The organism is Neobacillus sp. 204 (assembly GCF_046562815.1).
Lineage (GTDB): Bacteria > Bacillota > Bacilli > Bacillales > Cytobacillaceae > Neobacillus.
Genome location: NZ_JBJORY010000005.1, coordinates 209,657 through 228,682, shown reverse-complemented (window position 1 = coordinate 228,682; position 19,026 = coordinate 209,657). Strand labels below are relative to the sequence as shown.

Sequence of the window (19,026 nt, the reverse complement as noted above, 5' to 3'; positions counted from 1 at the left end):
AGGATGCTGAACGTTCAACAGGTTTCCGGTGGATACTCGAGTGAAGCAGTACTCAAGGACATTTCTTTTGACGTAGAAAAGGGAGAACTTTTCGGGATATTAGGACCGAATGGAAGTGGAAAGACGACCCTTTTGAAAATGCTGAGCGGAATTTTACCAATCCAACAAGGGGAGATTCTGATCCATGGAGAACGGCTCCAGGAATACAAGGCAAAACAGTTGGCACAAATTATTGCCGTCCTTTCCCAACATTCGTCTCAATCTTTCTCCTACACGGTTAAAGAAACCGTCTCTCTAGGGCGTTATGCCCATCAAAAAGGCTTGTTTCAAACCTGGAGTAATGTCGATGAAGAAGTTGTCCAACGAGTAATGAAGCAAATTGGTGTGGCCAGCTTCCAGCATAAAAATATACAGGAGTTATCGGGCGGTGAAAAACAAAGGGTATTCCTCGCGCAAGCATTAGCCCAAGAGCCTGAAATTCTTCTTTTAGATGAACCCACGAACCATTTGGATTTATCGTATCAAAAGGAATTACTGGATTTCTTAAAACAATGGACAGCAGAAAACGATTTAACCGTTATCTCCATTTTTCATGATTTAAACCTTGCGGGGCTTTATTGTGATCGGCTGCTTCTTCTTGAAAATGGGCGGATTAATATCGATCATATTCCTAATGAGGTGCTTCGGGAAGAACGAATAAGAGAAGTATATCATACAGACATTCAAAAACATCCCCATCCGAAAGTTGCTGCACCACAAATGGTCTTACTGCCAAAAGTGAAAAACGAAGTGATCGATTTTCATCTCGATGAGTCGAGGTTACATATATCAAACGAATTTATTATGCTAACATCCCTGCTGCCATTAAGAACCATGTCCTCAGGAGTCATTGGTTCAGGTACCGGATGGCATCAGACATTTGTGAACCGGCATGTTAACAAGGACTACAATTGTAATGATCATCGGTCAGAAATGGCCTCATTTTTAAAATCAAAAGGGTTTGAGCCGTCTGAAACGGTTGGGATGATGACAGCGGTAATATTGGAAGATGTTGTTTACAAAAGGTATATCGGTGAAGGCTTCTCCATATTTGTTGTTGTGACAGCTGGGGTAGGCAATGCAATCGATGCCTCGAAAAGTGAGCAGCATTCATTTGACATCGTACCTGGAACGATTAATACCTGGATTTTTGTTACTGGGGAGTTAACAGAGGAAGCCTTTATCCAAAGCATCATGACCACAACTGAAGCAAAGGTAAAGGCATTAAATGATCTTAAGGTAATCGATGAAGTGACCGGAACGATTGCTACCGGTACCTCGACAGATAGTATTTTAATTGCTGCTACTCAATCTGGGGAGTTGTTAGAATATGCTGGAACCATAACCCCTCTTGGGAAACTTATTAGTAAGGCTGTTTATCAGTGCACGACAGAAGCGATTCTAAAATCAAGCAAAAGGAAACGAAAATGATTCTTTATCATTTAGCCGCTATTACAATTGCATATATTATTGACTTTTTTATTGGTGATCCACCCAATTGGCCCCATCCGGTAAGATGGATAGGGATGATGATTACATTTTTTGAAAAACGCTGGAATAAGGGGAAGTCTAAACAACGGAAAGGGGTGGGCATGCTCCTTTTTATTTTACTCGTTGTTTATTTTATTGTATTAACACTAGTTTTAGGAGGATATTGGCTTCATCCTTTTGTTGGGGTTTTAGTAGAAAGTATCATTATTTCGACAACCATTGCCCAAAAAAGTTTGAAGGGTGCGTCGCTAGAGGTCTATCAGCCATTAATGAAAGGGGACCTTACTGAAGCCAGGAGAAAACTATCTTATATTGTTGGACGTGATACAACCGCGCTGGATGAAGGTGAAATTGCACGGGGGACGATTGAAACAGTCGCCGAAAATACTAGTGATGGGGTAACTGCCCCTATGTTTTGGGCACTCATTGGTGGAGCCCCGCTTGCGATGGTTTATCGGGCAACTAATACCTGTGACTCGATGGTGGGACACATGAACGAAAGATATAAAGAGTATGGCTGGGCTTCCGCAAAATGGGATGATGTGATGAATTGGATCCCGAGTCGATTAACCGGAATCATCATGCTGCTTGGAAAGCGACCAGAAAGGACAGGATTCCGAAAAGCTTGGTCGATTTTGTTCCGGGATGCCAAAAAGCATCCAAGCCCAAACAGCGGATGGGGGGAAGCTGCTGTTGCAGCTATTTTAGGGATTCAGCTTGGAGGTATTAATTATTACAAAGGAATCGTTTCCAATCGTGCAAAAATGGGTGATCCTATTCAGCCAATCGAAGCGGAGCATATTCTCAAGGCCAATTCCATTCTTAACAAAACGGTCTTATTATTTTTACTACTATTATGGATAGGGGGAATGCTCCTTGATTTGGCCGTCACATGGTTCGAATCCTCAATATTTATTTAAGGCAATGGGGTTAGCACTCCCGAAGCAGTATATTGATTTTAGTGCAAATATCAATCCACTTGGTCCACCACCTGTTTTGAAAGAAAAGTGGACGGATTTTTTTGAAGAAATTACTGTTTATCCCGATCCATTTGCCACACAGTTAAAGGATAGGATTTCAAAATCAGAACAGATCCCGAGTGATTCCATTTTAATTGGAAATGGCGGAGCAGAACTTATCACACTCCTTGCAAGAATGCTTGCCGGCAAAAAAGTCATCATCGTGGAGCCAACATTTTTAGAATATGAAAAAACCTGTCAGGCCAACAATTGTGAAATTGTCTATCATCAACTAAGAGAACCGAACTTTGACCTAAACATAGATGATTTACGTTCAAGTCTAATCGATGCGGATGCCTTATTTTTATGTAACCCTAATAATCCAACAGGCATTCAATATCCCTCGACAACCATTAAATCGATCATCGAGGAATGTGAGAAGAGAGATTGCCTTATCATCTTGGATGAAGCATTTTTTGATTTTTTAATCGATTATGATTCATTTGTACCATACATAAACAAGTTTTTAAATTTAATAATTATTCGTTCGATGACAAAGATGTTTGCGATTCCAGGCATACGCTTAGGGTATTTAGTCGCTCAACCAGCGCTTGTTTCAGAACTTAGCAAACTGCAATCACATTGGAGTACCAATACCATTGCATTACTCGCTGGCGAACTGTGTCTACAAAATGAGTCTTTTATTAAAGAGACACAAGAATATATTGATTATGAGCGGAATAGGCTTTTTGCTTTTTTTAAGCAAAATGAATTTTTAGTTTCAGCTTCCAAAGTTAATTTCTATTTATTGCAGGATCCACTTTCAAAGGATCAGTTCTCCTTATTTGAGTTTCTTCTTCATCATGGCGTCATTCCACGCCATACATTTAATTTCCCAGGCTTGGAGGGAAGATGGCTGCGTTTTGCGATAAAAAGTCATGAAGAAAATAATCAACTAATGGAGGTGTTAGCACAATGGCGGCAACCCCATTCATCTTCATAACGGGGGGAGTAAGAAGCGGGAAGAGCAGCTTTGCTGAGAGGAAGGCAGTGGAAATCGCTAGGAAGTCAGAAGGCCGACTGAACTATCTTGCAACGGGTGTTGCTTCCGATTCTGAAATGATGGAACGAATTAAAAAGCACCAACACGATCGTTTAGCTGGGACCTACCAATGGAAAACGTATGAACAATCACTTCGAATAGGCAAGATTGCTGATGAGTTTACTGCCGAAGATGTGGTTTTATTAGATTGTGTCACCACTCTATTAAATAATGAACTGTTTTCTTCGGAGCAAAACTGGGATAACCGGTTTTTATCAAACGTTAAAGAAAATATTATTTCGGGTATTAGTTCCATAAAGGAACGTGCCGGGACCATGATTATCGTGAGTAATGAAGTATTAAACGAATCTATACATGGCAACGAAATGGTGTTTGCCTACGGACGTTTGCTAGGACAAATCCATCAGTTTTTAGTCAAGGAAGCAGACAAAGTGTTTTTAGTAGAAGCCGGGATCCCAATCATAATGAAGGGAGTAATACGATGAAAGGAATCATGATTCAGGGCACAGCTTCAGATGTAGGCAAAAGTCTAATCGTAACGGCCCTGTGCCGAATCCTTGCCAACGAGGGAGTAAGAGTTGCCCCGTTTAAGTCGCAGAACATGTCCAATAACTCATATGTGACTAGAGACGGAAAAGAAATTGGCAGAGCGCAAGGTATTCAAGCGGAGGCTGCTAGAGTGGAGCCCACTGTTTGGATGAATCCAATTCTCTTAAAACCACGTTCAGATCAGGACTCTGAAATTGTTTATCTAGGAAAAGCAATTCAAACCCTTTCGGGGCGTGGATATCGGGATTACTTTTATGAGCAGGGGTTAGCGGTGATAAAGAAATCACTACACCAGCTTGCCGATGACTTTGATGTAGTGGTAATCGAGGGAGCAGGCAGCCCAGTTGAAATTAATTTAAAGGATCGCGAGTTCGTCAATATGAAGGTGGCCGAATTGGCGGATGTACCAGTTGTCCTGGTTGCTGATATTGACCGAGGCGGTGTGTTTGCAAGCATTGTCGGCACGCTTGATCTTTTGGATCCTCACGAAAGGCAAAGAGTGGTCGGGATAATTATCAATAAATTTCGCGGCGATATCAGTTTGTTTGAAGATGGAGTTCAGTGGCTAGAAGAGAAAACAGGTGTCCCTGTATTAGGTGTATTGCCATATGTAGAGAATCATATGATAGATGGGGAGGATTCCTTATCAATTCGGACCCAATTTTCAAAGCGAAATAACGGAATACTTGATATTGCTGTTATCCACCTGCCGTTTATTTCAAATTATAGTGATTTGGAGCCATTCTTATTTGAAGAAGATGTTTCTCTCAGATGGGTTAATCAGGCGAGTGAATTTGGACAGCCAGATGCGATCATTATTCCGGGGACAAAAAGTACCATCAGCGACTTGAAGCATTTACGTGATAAACAGTTAGATATTCTCATCGAAACCCATATTGCAAATGGCGGGTTTGTTGTTGGGATCTGTGGCGGGTATCAATTTCTCGGGGAGGAATTGATTGATGAAGTTGGTTCAGACACCAGCCTAGCGAATTTCACAGAAGCGGGGTTAGGAATTATCCCGGCAACAACTATTTTTTATAATGAAAAAGAAACCAATCGAGTCATTGCCCAGTATCACAAAGCAACAGGATTGCCAAGCATTCAGCGGCTAGAGGGGTATGAAATCCATTTAGGAAAAACTACATTTTCTAAAGATGTCTGTCCGTTTTTAATATTTGCTAATGGGGAAGAGGATGGTTATTTCGGTAATAACGGTCAAATCATTGGAACGTATCTTCACCATCTATTTCATAATGATGAATGGAGAAATCAATGGTTAAACATGATTCGGAAAAAGAAAGGAATGCCGGCCGCAGAAATTCGATCCATTAGCGACTATAAAGATAAGAGATTTGATTTGATCGCAAATGAAATGAAAAGTCATTTAAAATGGGATCTGATGAAAAAGCTCATTAATCAATGGGGTTCAAAATAATGAGGATCTGGAAAGGTTTCTTAATTAATATTCAATTTTTTACGGCGATACCTATTACTAAAGAATTACCAATGGATCAGGAGCATCTTAAAAAGGCAGTACAAACTTTCCCGCTAGTCGGATTGATGCAAGGAATTATTTATGTAGTCATATGCTTTCTGTGTTTTGAATTTACTCCTTTTTCCCATCTTGCATCGGCATTCTTGCTTTGGCTGGCAACAATTCTCTTAACGGGAGGAATTCATCTAGATGGTTGGATAGATGCCAGTGATGCTTATTTTTCCTATCAAGATCAGGGGAAAAGACTTGAAATTATGAAGGATCCGCGAACGGGGGCATTTGGTGTTCTGTCCATTCTTGTTTTATTAAGTTGTCGTTTTCTCTTTATTTATGAGAGTACAGCGAATATCGAACACGGACTATTTATCATAATTGCTTTGATTCCTTTTTTAAGTAAAAGTGTAATGGGCGTTCTGTTGTTAACGGTTAAGGCAGCCAAAAATGAAGGACTCGGTACATTGTTCCAGAATGCGGCCAAACCGCAAGCACTATGGCCATATCCCCTTTATTTAGTTAGTCTTCTCATTCTTATCAGTTTTTTTTATAAAGAAATCTTGATAATAGGATTATTGATTCTGGTTGCAGCCAGTTGTTCATTCCTTTTTCGTCGGAAAGCGATGAAATGGTTTGGCGGAATTACCGGGGATGTCTTAGGAGCTGCTGTTGAAGGGACTGAGTTACTACTGTGGATGACCGTGTGGTTATTGCATTATTTCGTCATGGCGTAACCGAAGAAAACAAACGAAAAGCCTATTTAGGCTGGAATGATTCACCCTTATGCTTTGAAACAAAAGCTAACTCAATTTCTAAAAGATACCAACGTTATTATTCTAGTGATTTGAAAAGATGTGTTCTTACAGCCAAAAGGTTATTCCCCCATGCTAGCCCGCATTTTGTTAAAGAATTACGAGAAATGAATTTCGGTAAGTGGGAAGGGAAAACGTACGAAGACTTAAAAGAAATTCGCCTCTATCGCAATTGGCTTACAGATCCTTTCGCTCATTGTCCGCCCGAGGGAGAATCCTTTCAAGAGTTCAACAAGAGGATAGATTCTGGCTGGTCAAAGATTGCCGAAGAGATTCTTACGTCCAACTTGGAGAGTGTTGCGGTGATTACACATGGCGGGGTAATTCGCTATCTATTATCAAGGTTTGCCCCGAATCCCAATGATTTTTGGGCTTGGCAGGTAAATCATGACCAAGGATACGAACTCATATTTGAAAGGGAATCGCTAAGGAGGGGTGAACGGTGCACTTTATTATTGGAGGTGCCTTTAACGGCAAACGAGCATGGGTAAAAAATACCTACAACGTGTATGAGAATAAACAATGGGTGTCCGCATACGACAACCACCCTCTGCCGAAAAATTTAATTGAATTCGCTCACGATGTGGTCATCCTTGAGGGAGTAGAAATATGGCTAAAACAATTATCCGCGACAATCGTTGCCGATAAATGCAGGGAAATTTGGTCTAATTATTTAGAAAATTGGCTCACTTGGGAACAAGCCGGGTTTGATCGTAAGTTAGTTGTGATTGGAACGGATATATCAAAAGGTATTGTACCAATGGAAGCAGAAAAAAGAAGATGGCGGGATGTAACAGGTTGGGCCTATCAAGATATCACAGCCAAATCAGAAAAAGTTGACGTTATTTGGTATGGATTAAATCAAAAGATAAAGTAAAGGGGAATAGAATTAATGAGAATTTACACAAGAACAGGCGACAAAGGGAAAACAAGCATTATCGGCGGAAGGGTAGATAAAGATGATATTCGAGTGGAAGCATACGGAACCGTTGACGAAGTCAATTGCTTTGTCGGTCAGGCCATTCAAGAATTGGACCCTGCACTATTTAAGGATGTGCTCGTAGATCTTGAAAAAATCCAACATGAATTGTTTGATTGTGGCGGCGACCTCGCCAATGTGACCGAGAAGCGACAATTAAAACTTGAACAAGAATCCATTGACTATCTTGAAAAGAAAATTGATGAATACATTGAAGAAGCACCAGAGTTGGAAAGATTCATTTTACCAGGAGGAACTAAACCGTCGGCATCGATTCATATCGCTAGAACGGTGACTAGAAGAGCTGAAAGATTAGTTGTTAAGTTGGTAAAATCTGACCCAAAAACCTCGGAACTCGCATTAATGTACCTAAACCGACTATCAGATTATTTCTTTGCACTGGCAAGAGTAATTAACTGCCGGTTGCAAGTCAGCGATGTAGAATATGTTCGCAGTGCGAAGGTGTTTAGGGATGGGAAGCGTAAGGAGGACAAATAGCATGAAAGGAAAATTGGTTAGCGGCCTGGCCATGTTAACAGCCTTGTCTGTTGTCGGTGCGATGATTAAGATTCCAGCTATTGTCGGCAGCGTCGCGTTGGATGTATTCCCAGCACTATTGGCATCCGTTTTGTTTGGTGCTGGGGCAGGTGCATTAGTGGGGGTGTTTGGTCATCTATTATCGGCATTAATAGGTGGTTTCCCATTAGGCCCCCTGCACTTTTTAATCGCTGGCGAAATGGCCGTGCTTGTGTGGGTTTTTGGACGCCTTTATAAAAAAAATAAGATTTTAGCAAGTACGGTCTTCATCATAGGAAACTCTTTTGTAGCTCCATTACCTTTCATTTATTTAATGAATATAGGTTTTTATTTAGGGATTGTACCTTCCCTGCTGATTGGTTCCATCATCAATACGGTCATCGCAATTGTTGCTATTCCACGTCTATCTTCCCTTGTGGCGCAGGGGTTATCCAATCGGAATGTAAAACAATGAGGGATATAATGACCATTCCCTTTAACGGTGTGGACTCCCTTATTATTGCTTGTGATAATAGCGGAGCCATTGGGATGAAGGAGCAGGACCTAGTTCATGTACCCTATGAAACGGTTGCTTATTATGCATTTAGAGTTGCCGTTATGGAATGTATCGCAGCAGGAGGGGACCCGATTTCAGTGCTGCTCCATAATTTTTGCGGTAATGAACCTTGGGATGAGTTGGTTAAAGGAATAGACAAGGGGTTATCCGAACTAAAGATATTAAATATACGGATTACAGGAAGTACAGAAAGTAACTTTTCACTCCTGCAATCTGCCCTTGGTTTAGTTGTAATTGGTAAAAAGCCGCTTGCTCAAACCACAGATATTGCTTTCGCAAACCACTTGAAAATGGCAGTGGTGGGCTTGCCGCTGGTTGGAAACGAAGTCATCGAACAAGCCGATCACGTTGCCCCACTTGCGATTTTTAAAGAGGTCAGTCTGATTCAGGGGGCGATGCTTTGGCCGGTCGGTTCTAGAGGGATATTACATGAACTTAATCAAATGTTTCCTAGTGAAGAACTAACTCAAGAAATGGTCACCACAAACGTTGATATGTTAAAATCGGCGGGCCCATCCACTTGTTTTTTAGTTGTTGTTCAACCCGACCAAGAAGAAGAATTACGAAAAATTACTGGAAACTTGTTTCACTCCTTACAAATCAAAAAATAGCACCTCATGGGTGCTATTTTTTATTAAGGCTCTTTTCGTAAACTTTGTTGCTATTGGAGCTTTATAAGGGTCATAACTTAAGTTTTTAGGCAATTTTCGCAAAAGTTCTTTCGAAAAGATGCCACGAAGCAAATAGTTATACGGGTTGATGAACTTATACGAAAAGCAACAATCTATGCGAAAATAGCCTTTATTGAAATCTTTCAATAATTGAATTAACTCCCTTACCGAACTTATAGAGAGCTTTGTCGAGCTTTTCTTTCCAACCTGGAGCATTTTCTTTTATCGATTCCCCGATTTTTTGGGCATTTTCATTTAATTCCTTACTAATTTTCTTTGCCTGTTCATTAAAGTTTATCTTTGAAGGGACATTACCTGCGAGTTGATTATTTATAGAAACCACATCAAAGCTTTCCTTTGGTAGATGCGTGATGGACTCCTTCATAATCTCCTTAAAAATCGGCACCACATTGGCCGAACTTGGACTTGGCAGGTAATGTTCGCGGTCGGTTTGGTCAAACCCTATCCAGATGGCGCCGACAAGATTCGGCGTATATCCGACCATCCATTGGTCCTTCGTTCCACTAATATCACGAAATGGTAACTGAGTGGACCCCGTTTTCCCGGCAATCTGTACGTCAGAGATTCGGGCCCGCCTTGCAGTACCTGATTCGACTACATTTAAGAGCATCGCTGTCATCTCATCCGTGACCTCTTTTGATGTTACTTTAGTAGTTTTTGCTTTATGTTCAGCAATAACATTTCCCGTCGGTCCGACGATTTTGGTAATTAAGTGGCTATCTTCACGCTTTCCGCCATTTGGAAATGCGGAAAAGGCGTTAGCCATTTGAAGTGGGGAGACCCCTTTACTCATCCCGCCCAGTGCGATTGCCAGATTTTTATCTTCGTTTTCGACAGGGATGCCAAATCTTTTCAAGGAATCTATCCCTTTATTTAAGCCAATCTCATTTAGCAGCCATACCGCTGGGATATTCAGCGACTTCTCAAGCGCCTTGTACATTTCAACCTTGCCTTCATAGGTTTTTGAGAAATTTTCTGGCTTGTATTTTCCGAAGGTGATCGGTTTATCGACGAGCTCGGATGAATATTTATAGCCTTGTTCAAGGGCCGGTGTATAAACAGCAAGTGGTTTGATTGACGACCCTGGCTGAGCTCGTAATTGGGTTGCACGGTTAAAGCCTCGGAAAACATGTTCCCCGCGGCCACCAACTAGGGCACTCACCCCGCCTGTAGAAGGGTCCATTAGAACAGAGCCACTTTGAACCAGCTTTCCTCCTCTGCTGCGCGGGAACATGTAGTCTTCGCTATAAACCTTTTCAAGAGCAGTCTGGAGATTTTGATCCATCGCAGTGTAAAGCCTGTAACCTCTGGTAAGAATTTCCTCTTGTGTTAAACCATATTTATTAATCGCTTCATTTAGGACCGCATCCACATAATAAGGGTATTTTCGTTCAACATTGCTTCCGCCGCCATCATGAAGACGGATCTTTTCTTTTTTAGCTTCGTTATACTGCGAACTAGTAATCATCCCAAGTTCTTTCATTTTACTTAAAACGGTATTTCGTCTTTTCATGGCTAAATTATAGTTGTTATAGGGGTCAAGATAATTCGGTGAATGCAGCAATCCGGCTAGCATGGCTGCCTCACTGACCGTCACGTCTTTGATATTTTTATCAAAGTATTTTTTGGAAGCGTTACTGATGCCCCAGGCACCGCTACCGAAATAAACCTGATTAAGGTACATCTGCAAAATCTCGTTTTTGGAATAAACCTTCTCAATTTTTACAGCTAAAAATAATTCCTCGGCTTTTCGCTTATAAGTTCGTTCCGGAGATAGAAGGGCATTTTTCGTTAACTGCTGGGTTAACGTACTGCCGCCGCCCGTTATCCGTCCTGCAAACAAGTTACTGAAAAAGGCACGTGCAATCCCTTTTATATCAAAGCCGCCATGCTCATAGAATCGTTCATCCTCGATCGCGACTACCGAATTTGGGACATATTTTGGCAAGTCTTCGATTTTTACTCCTTTGGTCCGATTGGTGGCAACATTACTCGCGATTTTTCCATTTTTATCATAAATAACCGTCGGCTGACTTAGGCCTTGTTTCAGTGATTCTACATTTGCTCTCATCGCGAGCCAGCCAAAATAGAGGATGGTAGCTAAAACAACGACAAGGATTAGTAATAATAATATTTGGGTTAAATGTTTCTTTTTCCAGAAACGAACAATCTTTTCCCAATAAGGATGCAATTTTTCCATGTGATCTCCTTACTTTCAAAAAGTAATTTTTCAATTCTTTTATTATAAATTTTATTAATTAAAATGACTAGTAAAAGCCCATATAGCTGGTAATATTCCCCTTTGTAACCAAAATAACTTAAGATGTTTAATAAGTTTGGAAAAAAATATCAAAAATTTTGTAGGGGTCATGTGAGTTTGCTTCGTCTATTAAGATGAAGTGATTGGGAAACAGGAGGATAAGATGATTACGATAAAGAATTTAAGTCATGATTTTGTAATTGGAAAAAAAGGAAGACAAACAATTATTCCTGTATTGAGAGATATTTCGTTTAATGTCAAAGAAGGTGAAATTGTTACCATTGTTGGCAGAAGCGGTTCAGGGAAATCGACGCTTCTTAATTTAATCAGTGGATTCATTCATCCGAAAGAGGGGGAAATTTGGATAAGTGAGGAAAAGGTATCCGATCTCAGTGAATCGAGATTTGCTGATTTTAGGATCAATCATCTAGGATTTATTTTTCAAAGCTTTCAATTGATTCCTAGCATGACCGCTTTTCAAAATGTAGAATTGCCATTGATCTTAAAAGGTGTGAATGAAAAGGAACGAAAAATGCGAACAGAAGCAATGCTGCAAAAGGTGGGATTGCTAGATTACCAGGATCATTACCCTGGAGAACTGTCAGGCGGACAGCAGCAGCGGGTAAGTATCGCCCGTGCCTTAGTAGTTAATCCGCCGATTATTCTTGCCGATGAGCCAACCGGAAGCCTTGATAGTGAAACAGAGGAAGAGTTATTGACATTCATCATGGAATTAAATAAGGATTTGGGAATTACCTTTTTGATTATCACCCATGATGACAAGGTGGCCGATATCGGTAACAGCAAGATTGAGTTAAAAGATGGCCGCATTGTCGAGGAGGTACTTGTATGAAGTTAAAAGATCAATTCCGCTTTGTCCGCCAAAATATGAAGAAAAATAGAACGCGAGTATTTATGACGATTCTAGCAACAGCCATGGGATGTGCCTTTTTAATTGTGCTCGCCTCTGTAGGGTTTGGATTACAGAAATCAGTGGTAAAGGAGATCACTGAACAGAGGGTGATTACCCAAATCGATGTACATGGCAAAGAAACGAAAGAACAGGGTGTGTATCGACCTTTAAATGACAAAGATGTGCGATTGTTTGAAAAGATAAAAAATGTTAAAGCGGTGACAAGAAGGAAAATGTTACAGCAGGAAGGTTCGTTTACAATTGGAATTTATCAAGAGAGGGCGCCAACCTTTGTGGCAAATTTCCCTGCCGAAATAAAAGCTGGCTTCGAACTATCGGAGGGCCGTCTGCCAAAAGAGAAAAATGAAGTGGTCGTCGGCTATAATTTCCTTCTTAATCTTGCTGACAAGAACGCTGGAGATGACTTGTATGATGAAAAAGGACAGCTTAAAGCTGAGTATCGCTATAAAGGCGATTTACTTGGCAAGGAAATTAACTTAACGGTCCGGCAGTTTAAAGAGGGAAAACAAATCGAAAAAACGCTACCATTGAAAGTGGTGGGAATCTCTAAAAAACCAACAAAAGAGTGGGCCCAAGATAGTAGTGTCTTTATTTCGGATGAGATGTTGACGGATATTGAGTCGTTTACAGGGACACCAAAAGGGTACATGCTGGATGCAAATATGAAGAAAATACCTGATGACGTTGAGAGCCATAAAAATACTTATGATGAAGTTAAAATTTATGCTAAAAACATGGAAGCAGTTCAACAAATATCTGATCAATTAAAAGAAAGGAATTATGCTACATATTCGGTTGTAAATGAATTAAAAGAGATAAATATGGTGTTTATGATTGCGAAGGCAGGTCTTATATTTATTGGGACGATCGCCATTCTCATCGCTTCCATTGGTATTTACAATACGATGACAATGGCTGTGACCGAGCGAGCTCCTGATATTGGAATCATGAAAGCAATTGGCGCTAACCCGAAAACCATTAAACGAATCTTTTTACTTGAAAGCAGTTATATTGGGTTAATCGGCGCACTTATTGGGACAATCGTTTCTTATGGTATTAGTTATACGGTTAATTTTGCGATTCCAATCATTATCAAACAAGCTTTTGGCCAAGAGACAGACCTAAACCTAATCTTTAGTGATATACCGCCTGTTTTACCGATTATTTGTATAGTTATTTGTTATACTGTGACCATTATTTCAGGATTGCGCCCAGCACAGCGGGCAACTAAGGTAGATGTATTAAAAGCAATGCGCAGAGAAGTTTAGTGAGGTAAAAAATAAAACCCATGATATTCGCGGACAATCATTCCCTAGTCCAAGCATATGTTAATAGAAAGATTGTTTAACATAGAGGAAGGGGATGGGGGAAGATGATTAACTGGAAAGTACGATTGAGGAACCGGAACTGGGTAATCGCATTTATTTCGCAAATTATGATTATTGCTCAAATGGTATTAGCATGTCTAAATTCTTTTGGAATCATTGATTTTCAACTTACTGATGCCATTCAAAATGGTGTGTTAACCTTTGTAAATGTCTTCTTTGTTTTGTTGTCCCTGTTAGGCATTGTACAGGATCCAACCACAAAGGGTTTTGGGGACAGTGAGCGAGCGTTAACATACAAAGAACCAAAATAAATTAATAGAAGTCAGTTCCTTAATGGAGCTGGCTTTTTCTGTTAGAAGAGTGGGAAAATTCTTTACATTATCCACGCAAATTGTTTAACTAGATATTGACTAAAAAATTTATGAGAGGCAGTACATATATGGCAAAAGTAAAGAACTATATCGGACAATTTCATCCGATCGTGTGGGTTTTATTAATTGGAACCGTTTTATCAAGAGGGGCAGCTTTTATGACGCTTCCATTTCTCTCTATCTACTTATCTAGACATATGGATTTGTCGCCTATCGTCATCGGGTTAACCGTCGGGATGAGTCCGTTAATGGCAACAGTTGGAGGGTTTATCGGCGGTCATTTATCGGATCGATTTGGACGTAAACCTGTTATGCTTATATCGATATTTACGGTCGCACTTGTTTATTTTGGATTTACGGCAGCTACTGGTCAGGGATGGTTTATTTTGTTAAACGCATTAAATGGACTGTGTAACTCATTTTTTGAGCCAACCTCTCAGGCCTTGATGGCCGATTTAACCGATAAGGAAAAGCGGATGAAGGTATATTCCTTGCGATATACAGCGATGAATATTGGTGCATCCGTGGGTCCATTGGTTGGAGCTTATTTAGCCAGCACATCAGCAAAGTTATCGTTTGCTATAACCGGTACTACCTATTTATTGTATTCATTTGTGCTGGTGATCCTATTGAAGAAATTTGTCTTACCTCAAGCCGGACACAGCAAAAGGGTTGTCTCCTTTGGTGATGCTTTTACCATTTTAAGAACAGATAAAGCATTAAGATATCTAATCATTGGAATTATTTTAGTCAACATGGGCTATGTTCAAATTGATTCCAACCTTCCGCAAATCCTAGAGGGAAATGTAGAAAATGGCATTATTATTTTTTCAACTTTGATAACAATCAATGCCGTGATGGTGGTTTTCCTGCAAATGCCGATTAGCCATGTTGCTGAGAAGTTTCGGTTAATGCAGGTAATGGTTGTCGGCACAGTTTTTATGGCAGCAGGATTAGTTGCTTTCAGTTTTGTAACCGGCTGGACAACGGCTATTCTGGCTATCGTGTTATTAACAATAGGTGAAATTCTGATATTTCCTTCCAACAGCATGATGATTGATCAACTTGCCCCGGAACATTTGCGCGGCACCTATTTCGGTGCAGCACAATTCCGGAAAATAGGAAATTTTCTAGGGCCACTTATCGGTGGTTATCTTCTAAGTCAGTTTCAAGGCCAAATCATGTTTTGGATCCTTTCGATCACAACTTTAGGAGGCGTGGTCTTCTTCTCGGCAGGAAATAAATTTTTTATGAACACAAAAGTGACTCAAAATAAAAAAAACACAAAATTCACCTAATAGTCCACAAATTAGTAAATTTTTGCTAAAATAAGAATATCCAGATAGTTCCATTGTGAACGGCACAAGATTTTGATAGTACATCCCAGAGGGTTTTCGAATATGATTAAATATCTGTGTGAAAAGGAGTTCTTAAAATGTGGTATTGGATAACTATTTCCGCTCTATGTTTCGTCCTATTATTGGTAGTTGAGGAATTTTTCTATTTTTTTTGGAATCGATATGTATATGGGCCAAATATAAAAAGAAAGAGAAAATGGTGGAGTAGACTATCCTATGCGGGTGCTTTATTCATAAGGTTGTTCCATAAAAGAGAAAAAAAATTACAGAAATCTAATTCAGATAAGAGCCTTCCATTATAAAGGAGGCTCTTAATTTTTTTATGAAAGTTTTAATTGGATGAATCCTCCTTTTTTTTATTTAAGTATGAACCAAAGGTATCGATGACGAAAAAAGCAAAAAATAAAAAAATAATCACATATTCCGCCGGTTCCATTACCCTAAAAGGGTTTATCGCCTTCCAAACAATCCCGGTAATACTTAACCCCATTATAAGATCCAAAGTAATAATTAGTAGGGCTGAGAAAATCGCCAGTAGGCTTGTCACAAAAAATATTTTCAACCTCATCACACCTTCAGGAATCAGATTGCACTTATTGTTCTGTTTAAAGCGTTTCCTTATTCTGACCTGAAAATGACTTGAGCTTGCATAAATACTTCTTTCAATGGGATAAAGTGGTATGCCTTGGGCAATATATCCAGTATTGGGAGTAAAGTTTTTAAATATTACTAAGCGAGGCGGGTATTGTGTCGATTTTGTCTAAAATGCTCAAAAATAAACAAAAAAAGAGACAGGACGATAATTATAGGCAAAAACAAGATCCGCTAAAACCAGAGGACTTGCCTATTTTAAGAGATTATCATGAGAATATCTCTCGTTTAAAAGAAGAAGTTGGCAATAGTGGTGATATTGTCATACGGGAATTTAAGATTGGTTCCCATAAAGGGGCTCTTGTTTATATTGATGGATTGGCAAGTGTAATAGTAATAGCTGACTATATTTTAGAAACAGTGATGGAGGCAGAAGTACCCGAAGGACCGGTTGATATATTTCAATTCATGCTGGATAAAACAATGGCAATTGGAAGTGTCAAGACAATTGATAATTGGAATCAGGTATATGATTCATTATTCTCAGGAGATACGGTCATCTTTTTACAGGGATCCAATAAAGCTATCAGTGGCGAAACAAAAGGATGGGAAAGGCGGTCGATTACGGAGCCTACAACACAATTATCCATCCGAGGACCAAAAGATTCGTTTACGGAAACACTCCGTACGAATACGGCATTAATTCGCCGCCGGATAAAAAGTCCAAATTTACGGGTGGATTCCATGAAGATAGGATCTGTTTCCCAAACTGATCTCGCCATTATGTATATAAAAGGCATTGCCAATGAAAAAATTGTTGGAGAAGTCAAAGAAAGGCTTGAACGAATCAATATCGATTCCATCCTTGCTTCTGGATATATAGAGCAATTAATTGAAGATCAAACTTGGACAACATTTCCAACGACATACCACTCTGAAAGGCCAGATGTCGTGACATCACATTTACTTGAAGGGAGAATTGCCATAATAGTGGATGGTACTCCGTTTGTTGTCACAGTTCCAGCCATTTTTATTCAATTTTTTCAAGCACCGGATGATTACTATTCACGGTTTGACATTTCAACAGGAATACGACTATTAAGAATTTTAGCATTCCTTATCGCAGTTATTGGACCCTCTGTTTATATTGCTGCGACTACCTTCCATCAAGAAATGGTCCCGACCACGATGGCCATTGCAATTGCCGCACAACGTGAAAATGTTCCTTTTCCAGCCTTTGTAGAGGCATTAATCATGGAGGTTACCTTTGAAATTTTGAGGGAGGCGGGACTTAGACTTCCAAGGGCAGTCGGTCAAGCCGTGTCGATTGTAGGCGCTCTCGTAATTGGGCAAGCAGCCGTACAAGCTGGGTTCGTCTCGCCTGTTATGGTTATTGTTGTTTCCATCACAGCGATAGCAAACTTTTCCACTCCAGTTTTCGCGATGGCCATTGCCGCTAGATTAGTTCGCTTTGTTTTAATGGGGTTAGCGACAATGTTAGGTTTTTATGGAATCATGTTAGGCATAATGTTCATGTCCATTCATTTGTGTTCGCTCCGATCGTTTGGCATCCCATACATGATGCCGCTGGCGCCTTTTAATCTCCGTAATCAACAAGACGCATTTGTTCGCTTTCCCATCTGGGCTATGAAAAATAGACCTATGTTTATTAGCAAAGGCAATATGCAGAGGACAGGGGAAAATCAAAAGCCAGGGCCGCCAAAGCAATCGGAAAATCAAAAGCCAGGACCACCAAAGCAACCGGAAAATCAATCCAAGAATGGTGAAGAGTGATGAAAAAAAGCTTAATTATTATTTTGGTATTGATTATGTCTGTTCCTGTCTTAAGTGCCTGCTGGAATCAGAAAGAGCTTACGGATTTGGCCTTTGTGATGGCACTTGGTATAGATCGGGGAGAAGACGATTTGTACCATATCTCGTTTCAGCTTGTTAATCCTGGGAATGTTTCAGCAGGACAAACGGGTGGGGGGCAGGGGCTGCCGATCGCCGTATATAAAAGCGAAGGTAGAACGGTTACTGAGGCAGCGAGAAATGCAACGAAAGAGGTCTCGCGCCGTTTATATTATGCCCACACCAATTTAGTCGTTATTAGCGAAGATGTGGCGAGAGATAGAAATTTAATGCTTAATTTGTTGGATGCATTTGCAAGGGACCCAGAGTTTAGAACTACTACAGAGTTAGTTATTGCAAGAGATTCTACTGCAGAGGAAATCGTCACTACTCTAACTATTCTTGATAAACTACCTGTTACCAAAGTTACAAAAGAGATCAAATTTACTGAAGCAATGAAAGGGGAAAATAAAAGTGTAAATATTGATGAGATTATTGATGGAATTACCGGAAACGGGAAAGAGCCGATTGCAAATGGGTATCGACTCATTGGAAGGAAAGAAGATGCTAGCAAAGCAACTAATTTGCAAAAAACGACGACCGATGCATTCCTTGCAGCAGATGGCTTAGCAGTATTTAAAGATGGTGCATTAATAGATTGGATTGAAAGTAATAATGCTCGTGGGATCATTTGGGTCTTAGATAAAGCAAAGAGTACTGATATTACACTTAAATGGAAGGGAAAGAAGAATGCATTAAGTATTGTCCCGATTAGGTCAAAAACAAAAGTTTCAACAATATTTAAAAACGGTAAACCTGTGATAAACATTAAAATTGAGAATGAGGGCTGGATTAGTGAAGCAAATACAGCAATTAATTTAATGGATCCAAAAACAATTTTAAAAATTGAAAAGCTAACTGAGAATGAAATTAAAAAAGAAGTAAAGTCTTCAGTTAAGGAAGCACAGAGACTAAGGTGCGATATCTTTGGGTTTGGTGATCTTGTTCATAAAGCCAATCCAAAGGTATGGAGGAAGCTTAAGGGGAATTGGAACAATAATTTTGCAGACATTGAGGTTAATGTAAAGGTAAATTCCTACGTTCGACGAGAAGGGGTTCGAACTAATCCGTTTTGGTCTGATATTAACAAATAGCCTTTGTTAA

Annotated in this window: 19 protein-coding genes; 17 read left to right on the top strand and 2 right to left on the bottom strand. The window is 40.0% G+C overall.

The window, feature by feature from the left end:
• The first annotated feature begins 3 nt into the window (after positions 1–3).
• The 11 genes from ACJ004_RS12510 to ACJ004_RS12460 are packed head-to-tail and all read left to right on the top strand — an operon-like array spanning position 4 to position 9,088.
• A complete protein-coding gene (locus ACJ004_RS12510; protein ID WP_410893339.1) occupies positions 4–1,470 on the top strand; it encodes a heme ABC transporter ATP-binding protein in 1,467 nt (488 codons plus the stop codon).
• Positions 1,467–2,450 (top strand): adenosylcobinamide-phosphate synthase CbiB, encoded by a 984-nt coding sequence (gene cbiB, locus ACJ004_RS12505; protein WP_410893338.1) that lies wholly within the window; start codon positions 1,467–1,469, stop codon positions 2,448–2,450. The genes ACJ004_RS12510 and cbiB overlap by 4 nt, the downstream gene beginning before the upstream one ends.
• Entirely contained in the window at positions 2,407–3,492 is a 1,086-nt protein-coding gene (gene cobD, locus ACJ004_RS12500; protein ID WP_410893337.1) for a threonine-phosphate decarboxylase CobD, read from the top strand. The genes cbiB and cobD overlap by 44 nt, the downstream gene beginning before the upstream one ends.
• On the top strand, positions 3,465–4,037 hold the full coding sequence (locus ACJ004_RS12495; RefSeq protein ID WP_410893336.1) for a bifunctional adenosylcobinamide kinase/adenosylcobinamide-phosphate guanylyltransferase: 573 nt from the start codon (positions 3,465–3,467) through the stop codon (positions 4,035–4,037). The genes cobD and ACJ004_RS12495 overlap by 28 nt, the downstream gene beginning before the upstream one ends.
• A complete protein-coding gene (locus ACJ004_RS12490) occupies positions 4,034–5,539 on the top strand; it encodes a cobyric acid synthase (RefSeq protein ID WP_410893335.1) in 1,506 nt (501 codons plus the stop codon). The genes ACJ004_RS12495 and ACJ004_RS12490 overlap by 4 nt, the downstream gene beginning before the upstream one ends.
• Positions 5,539–6,327 carry an adenosylcobinamide-GDP ribazoletransferase gene (gene cobS / locus ACJ004_RS12485; protein ID WP_410893334.1) on the top strand — a complete coding sequence of 263 codons (789 nt, stop codon included), beginning with the start codon at positions 5,539–5,541 and terminating at the stop codon, positions 6,325–6,327. The genes ACJ004_RS12490 and cobS overlap by 1 nt, the downstream gene beginning before the upstream one ends.
• A complete protein-coding gene (locus ACJ004_RS12480; protein WP_410893333.1) occupies positions 6,285–6,896 on the top strand; it encodes a histidine phosphatase family protein in 612 nt (203 codons plus the stop codon). Before cobS ends, ACJ004_RS12480 begins: the two co-directional genes overlap by 43 nt.
• Positions 6,848–7,282 carry a bifunctional adenosylcobinamide kinase/adenosylcobinamide-phosphate guanylyltransferase gene (locus ACJ004_RS12475; RefSeq protein WP_410893331.1) on the top strand — a complete coding sequence of 145 codons (435 nt, stop codon included), beginning with the start codon at positions 6,848–6,850 and terminating at the stop codon, positions 7,280–7,282. The genes ACJ004_RS12480 and ACJ004_RS12475 overlap by 49 nt, the downstream gene beginning before the upstream one ends.
• A 15-nt stretch (positions 7,283–7,297) precedes the next feature.
• Complete coding sequence (locus ACJ004_RS12470) at positions 7,298–7,882, top strand: cob(I)yrinic acid a,c-diamide adenosyltransferase (protein ID WP_410893330.1); 585 nt, start codon at positions 7,298–7,300, stop codon at positions 7,880–7,882.
• Position 7,883: 1 nt separating this feature from the next.
• Entirely contained in the window at positions 7,884–8,375 is a 492-nt protein-coding gene (locus tag ACJ004_RS12465) for an ECF transporter S component (RefSeq protein WP_410893329.1), read from the top strand.
• Positions 8,372–9,088 (top strand): ATP-binding protein, encoded by a 717-nt coding sequence (locus tag ACJ004_RS12460; protein ID WP_410893328.1) that lies wholly within the window; start codon positions 8,372–8,374, stop codon positions 9,086–9,088. The genes ACJ004_RS12465 and ACJ004_RS12460 overlap by 4 nt, the downstream gene beginning before the upstream one ends.
• Positions 9,089–9,278: 190 nt before the next feature.
• On the opposite strand, the gene ACJ004_RS12455 is transcribed toward ACJ004_RS12460, so the two are convergent.
• Complete coding sequence (locus ACJ004_RS12455) at positions 9,279–11,369, bottom strand: transglycosylase domain-containing protein (RefSeq protein WP_410893327.1); 2,091 nt, start codon at positions 11,367–11,369, stop codon at positions 9,279–9,281.
• Between the two features lie 223 nt (positions 11,370–11,592).
• Between ACJ004_RS12455 and ACJ004_RS12450 the strand changes: the two genes are divergently transcribed.
• From ACJ004_RS12450 to ACJ004_RS12435, 4 genes are all read left to right on the top strand, one after another.
• Positions 11,593–12,282 carry an ABC transporter ATP-binding protein gene (locus tag ACJ004_RS12450; RefSeq protein ID WP_410893326.1) on the top strand — a complete coding sequence of 230 codons (690 nt, stop codon included), beginning with the start codon at positions 11,593–11,595 and terminating at the stop codon, positions 12,280–12,282.
• On the top strand, positions 12,279–13,631 hold the full coding sequence (locus ACJ004_RS12445; RefSeq protein WP_410893325.1) for an ABC transporter permease: 1,353 nt from the start codon (positions 12,279–12,281) through the stop codon (positions 13,629–13,631). Before ACJ004_RS12450 ends, ACJ004_RS12445 begins: the two co-directional genes overlap by 4 nt.
• A 104-nt stretch (positions 13,632–13,735) precedes the next feature.
• On the top strand, positions 13,736–14,002 hold the full coding sequence (locus ACJ004_RS12440; RefSeq protein WP_410893324.1) for a phage holin: 267 nt from the start codon (positions 13,736–13,738) through the stop codon (positions 14,000–14,002).
• Positions 14,003–14,130: 128 nt separating this feature from the next.
• Entirely contained in the window at positions 14,131–15,360 is a 1,230-nt protein-coding gene (locus tag ACJ004_RS12435) for an MDR family MFS transporter (protein WP_410893322.1), read from the top strand.
• A gap of 391 nt (positions 15,361–15,751) precedes the next feature.
• On the opposite strand, the gene ACJ004_RS30215 is transcribed toward ACJ004_RS12435, so the two are convergent.
• Positions 15,752–15,988 (bottom strand): YczF family membrane protein, encoded by a 237-nt coding sequence (locus tag ACJ004_RS30215; RefSeq protein WP_486348388.1) that lies wholly within the window; start codon positions 15,986–15,988, stop codon positions 15,752–15,754.
• A gap of 197 nt (positions 15,989–16,185) precedes the next feature.
• Here ACJ004_RS30215 and ACJ004_RS12430 point away from each other — a divergent pair, with 197 nt between their 5' ends.
• Positions 16,186–17,805 (top strand): spore germination protein, encoded by a 1,620-nt coding sequence (locus ACJ004_RS12430; protein ID WP_410893321.1) that lies wholly within the window; start codon positions 16,186–16,188, stop codon positions 17,803–17,805.
• Positions 17,805–19,016 (top strand): Ger(x)C family spore germination protein, encoded by a 1,212-nt coding sequence (locus tag ACJ004_RS12425; RefSeq protein ID WP_410893320.1) that lies wholly within the window; start codon positions 17,805–17,807, stop codon positions 19,014–19,016. Before ACJ004_RS12430 ends, ACJ004_RS12425 begins: the two co-directional genes overlap by 1 nt.
• Positions 19,017–19,026 lie beyond the last annotated feature (10 nt).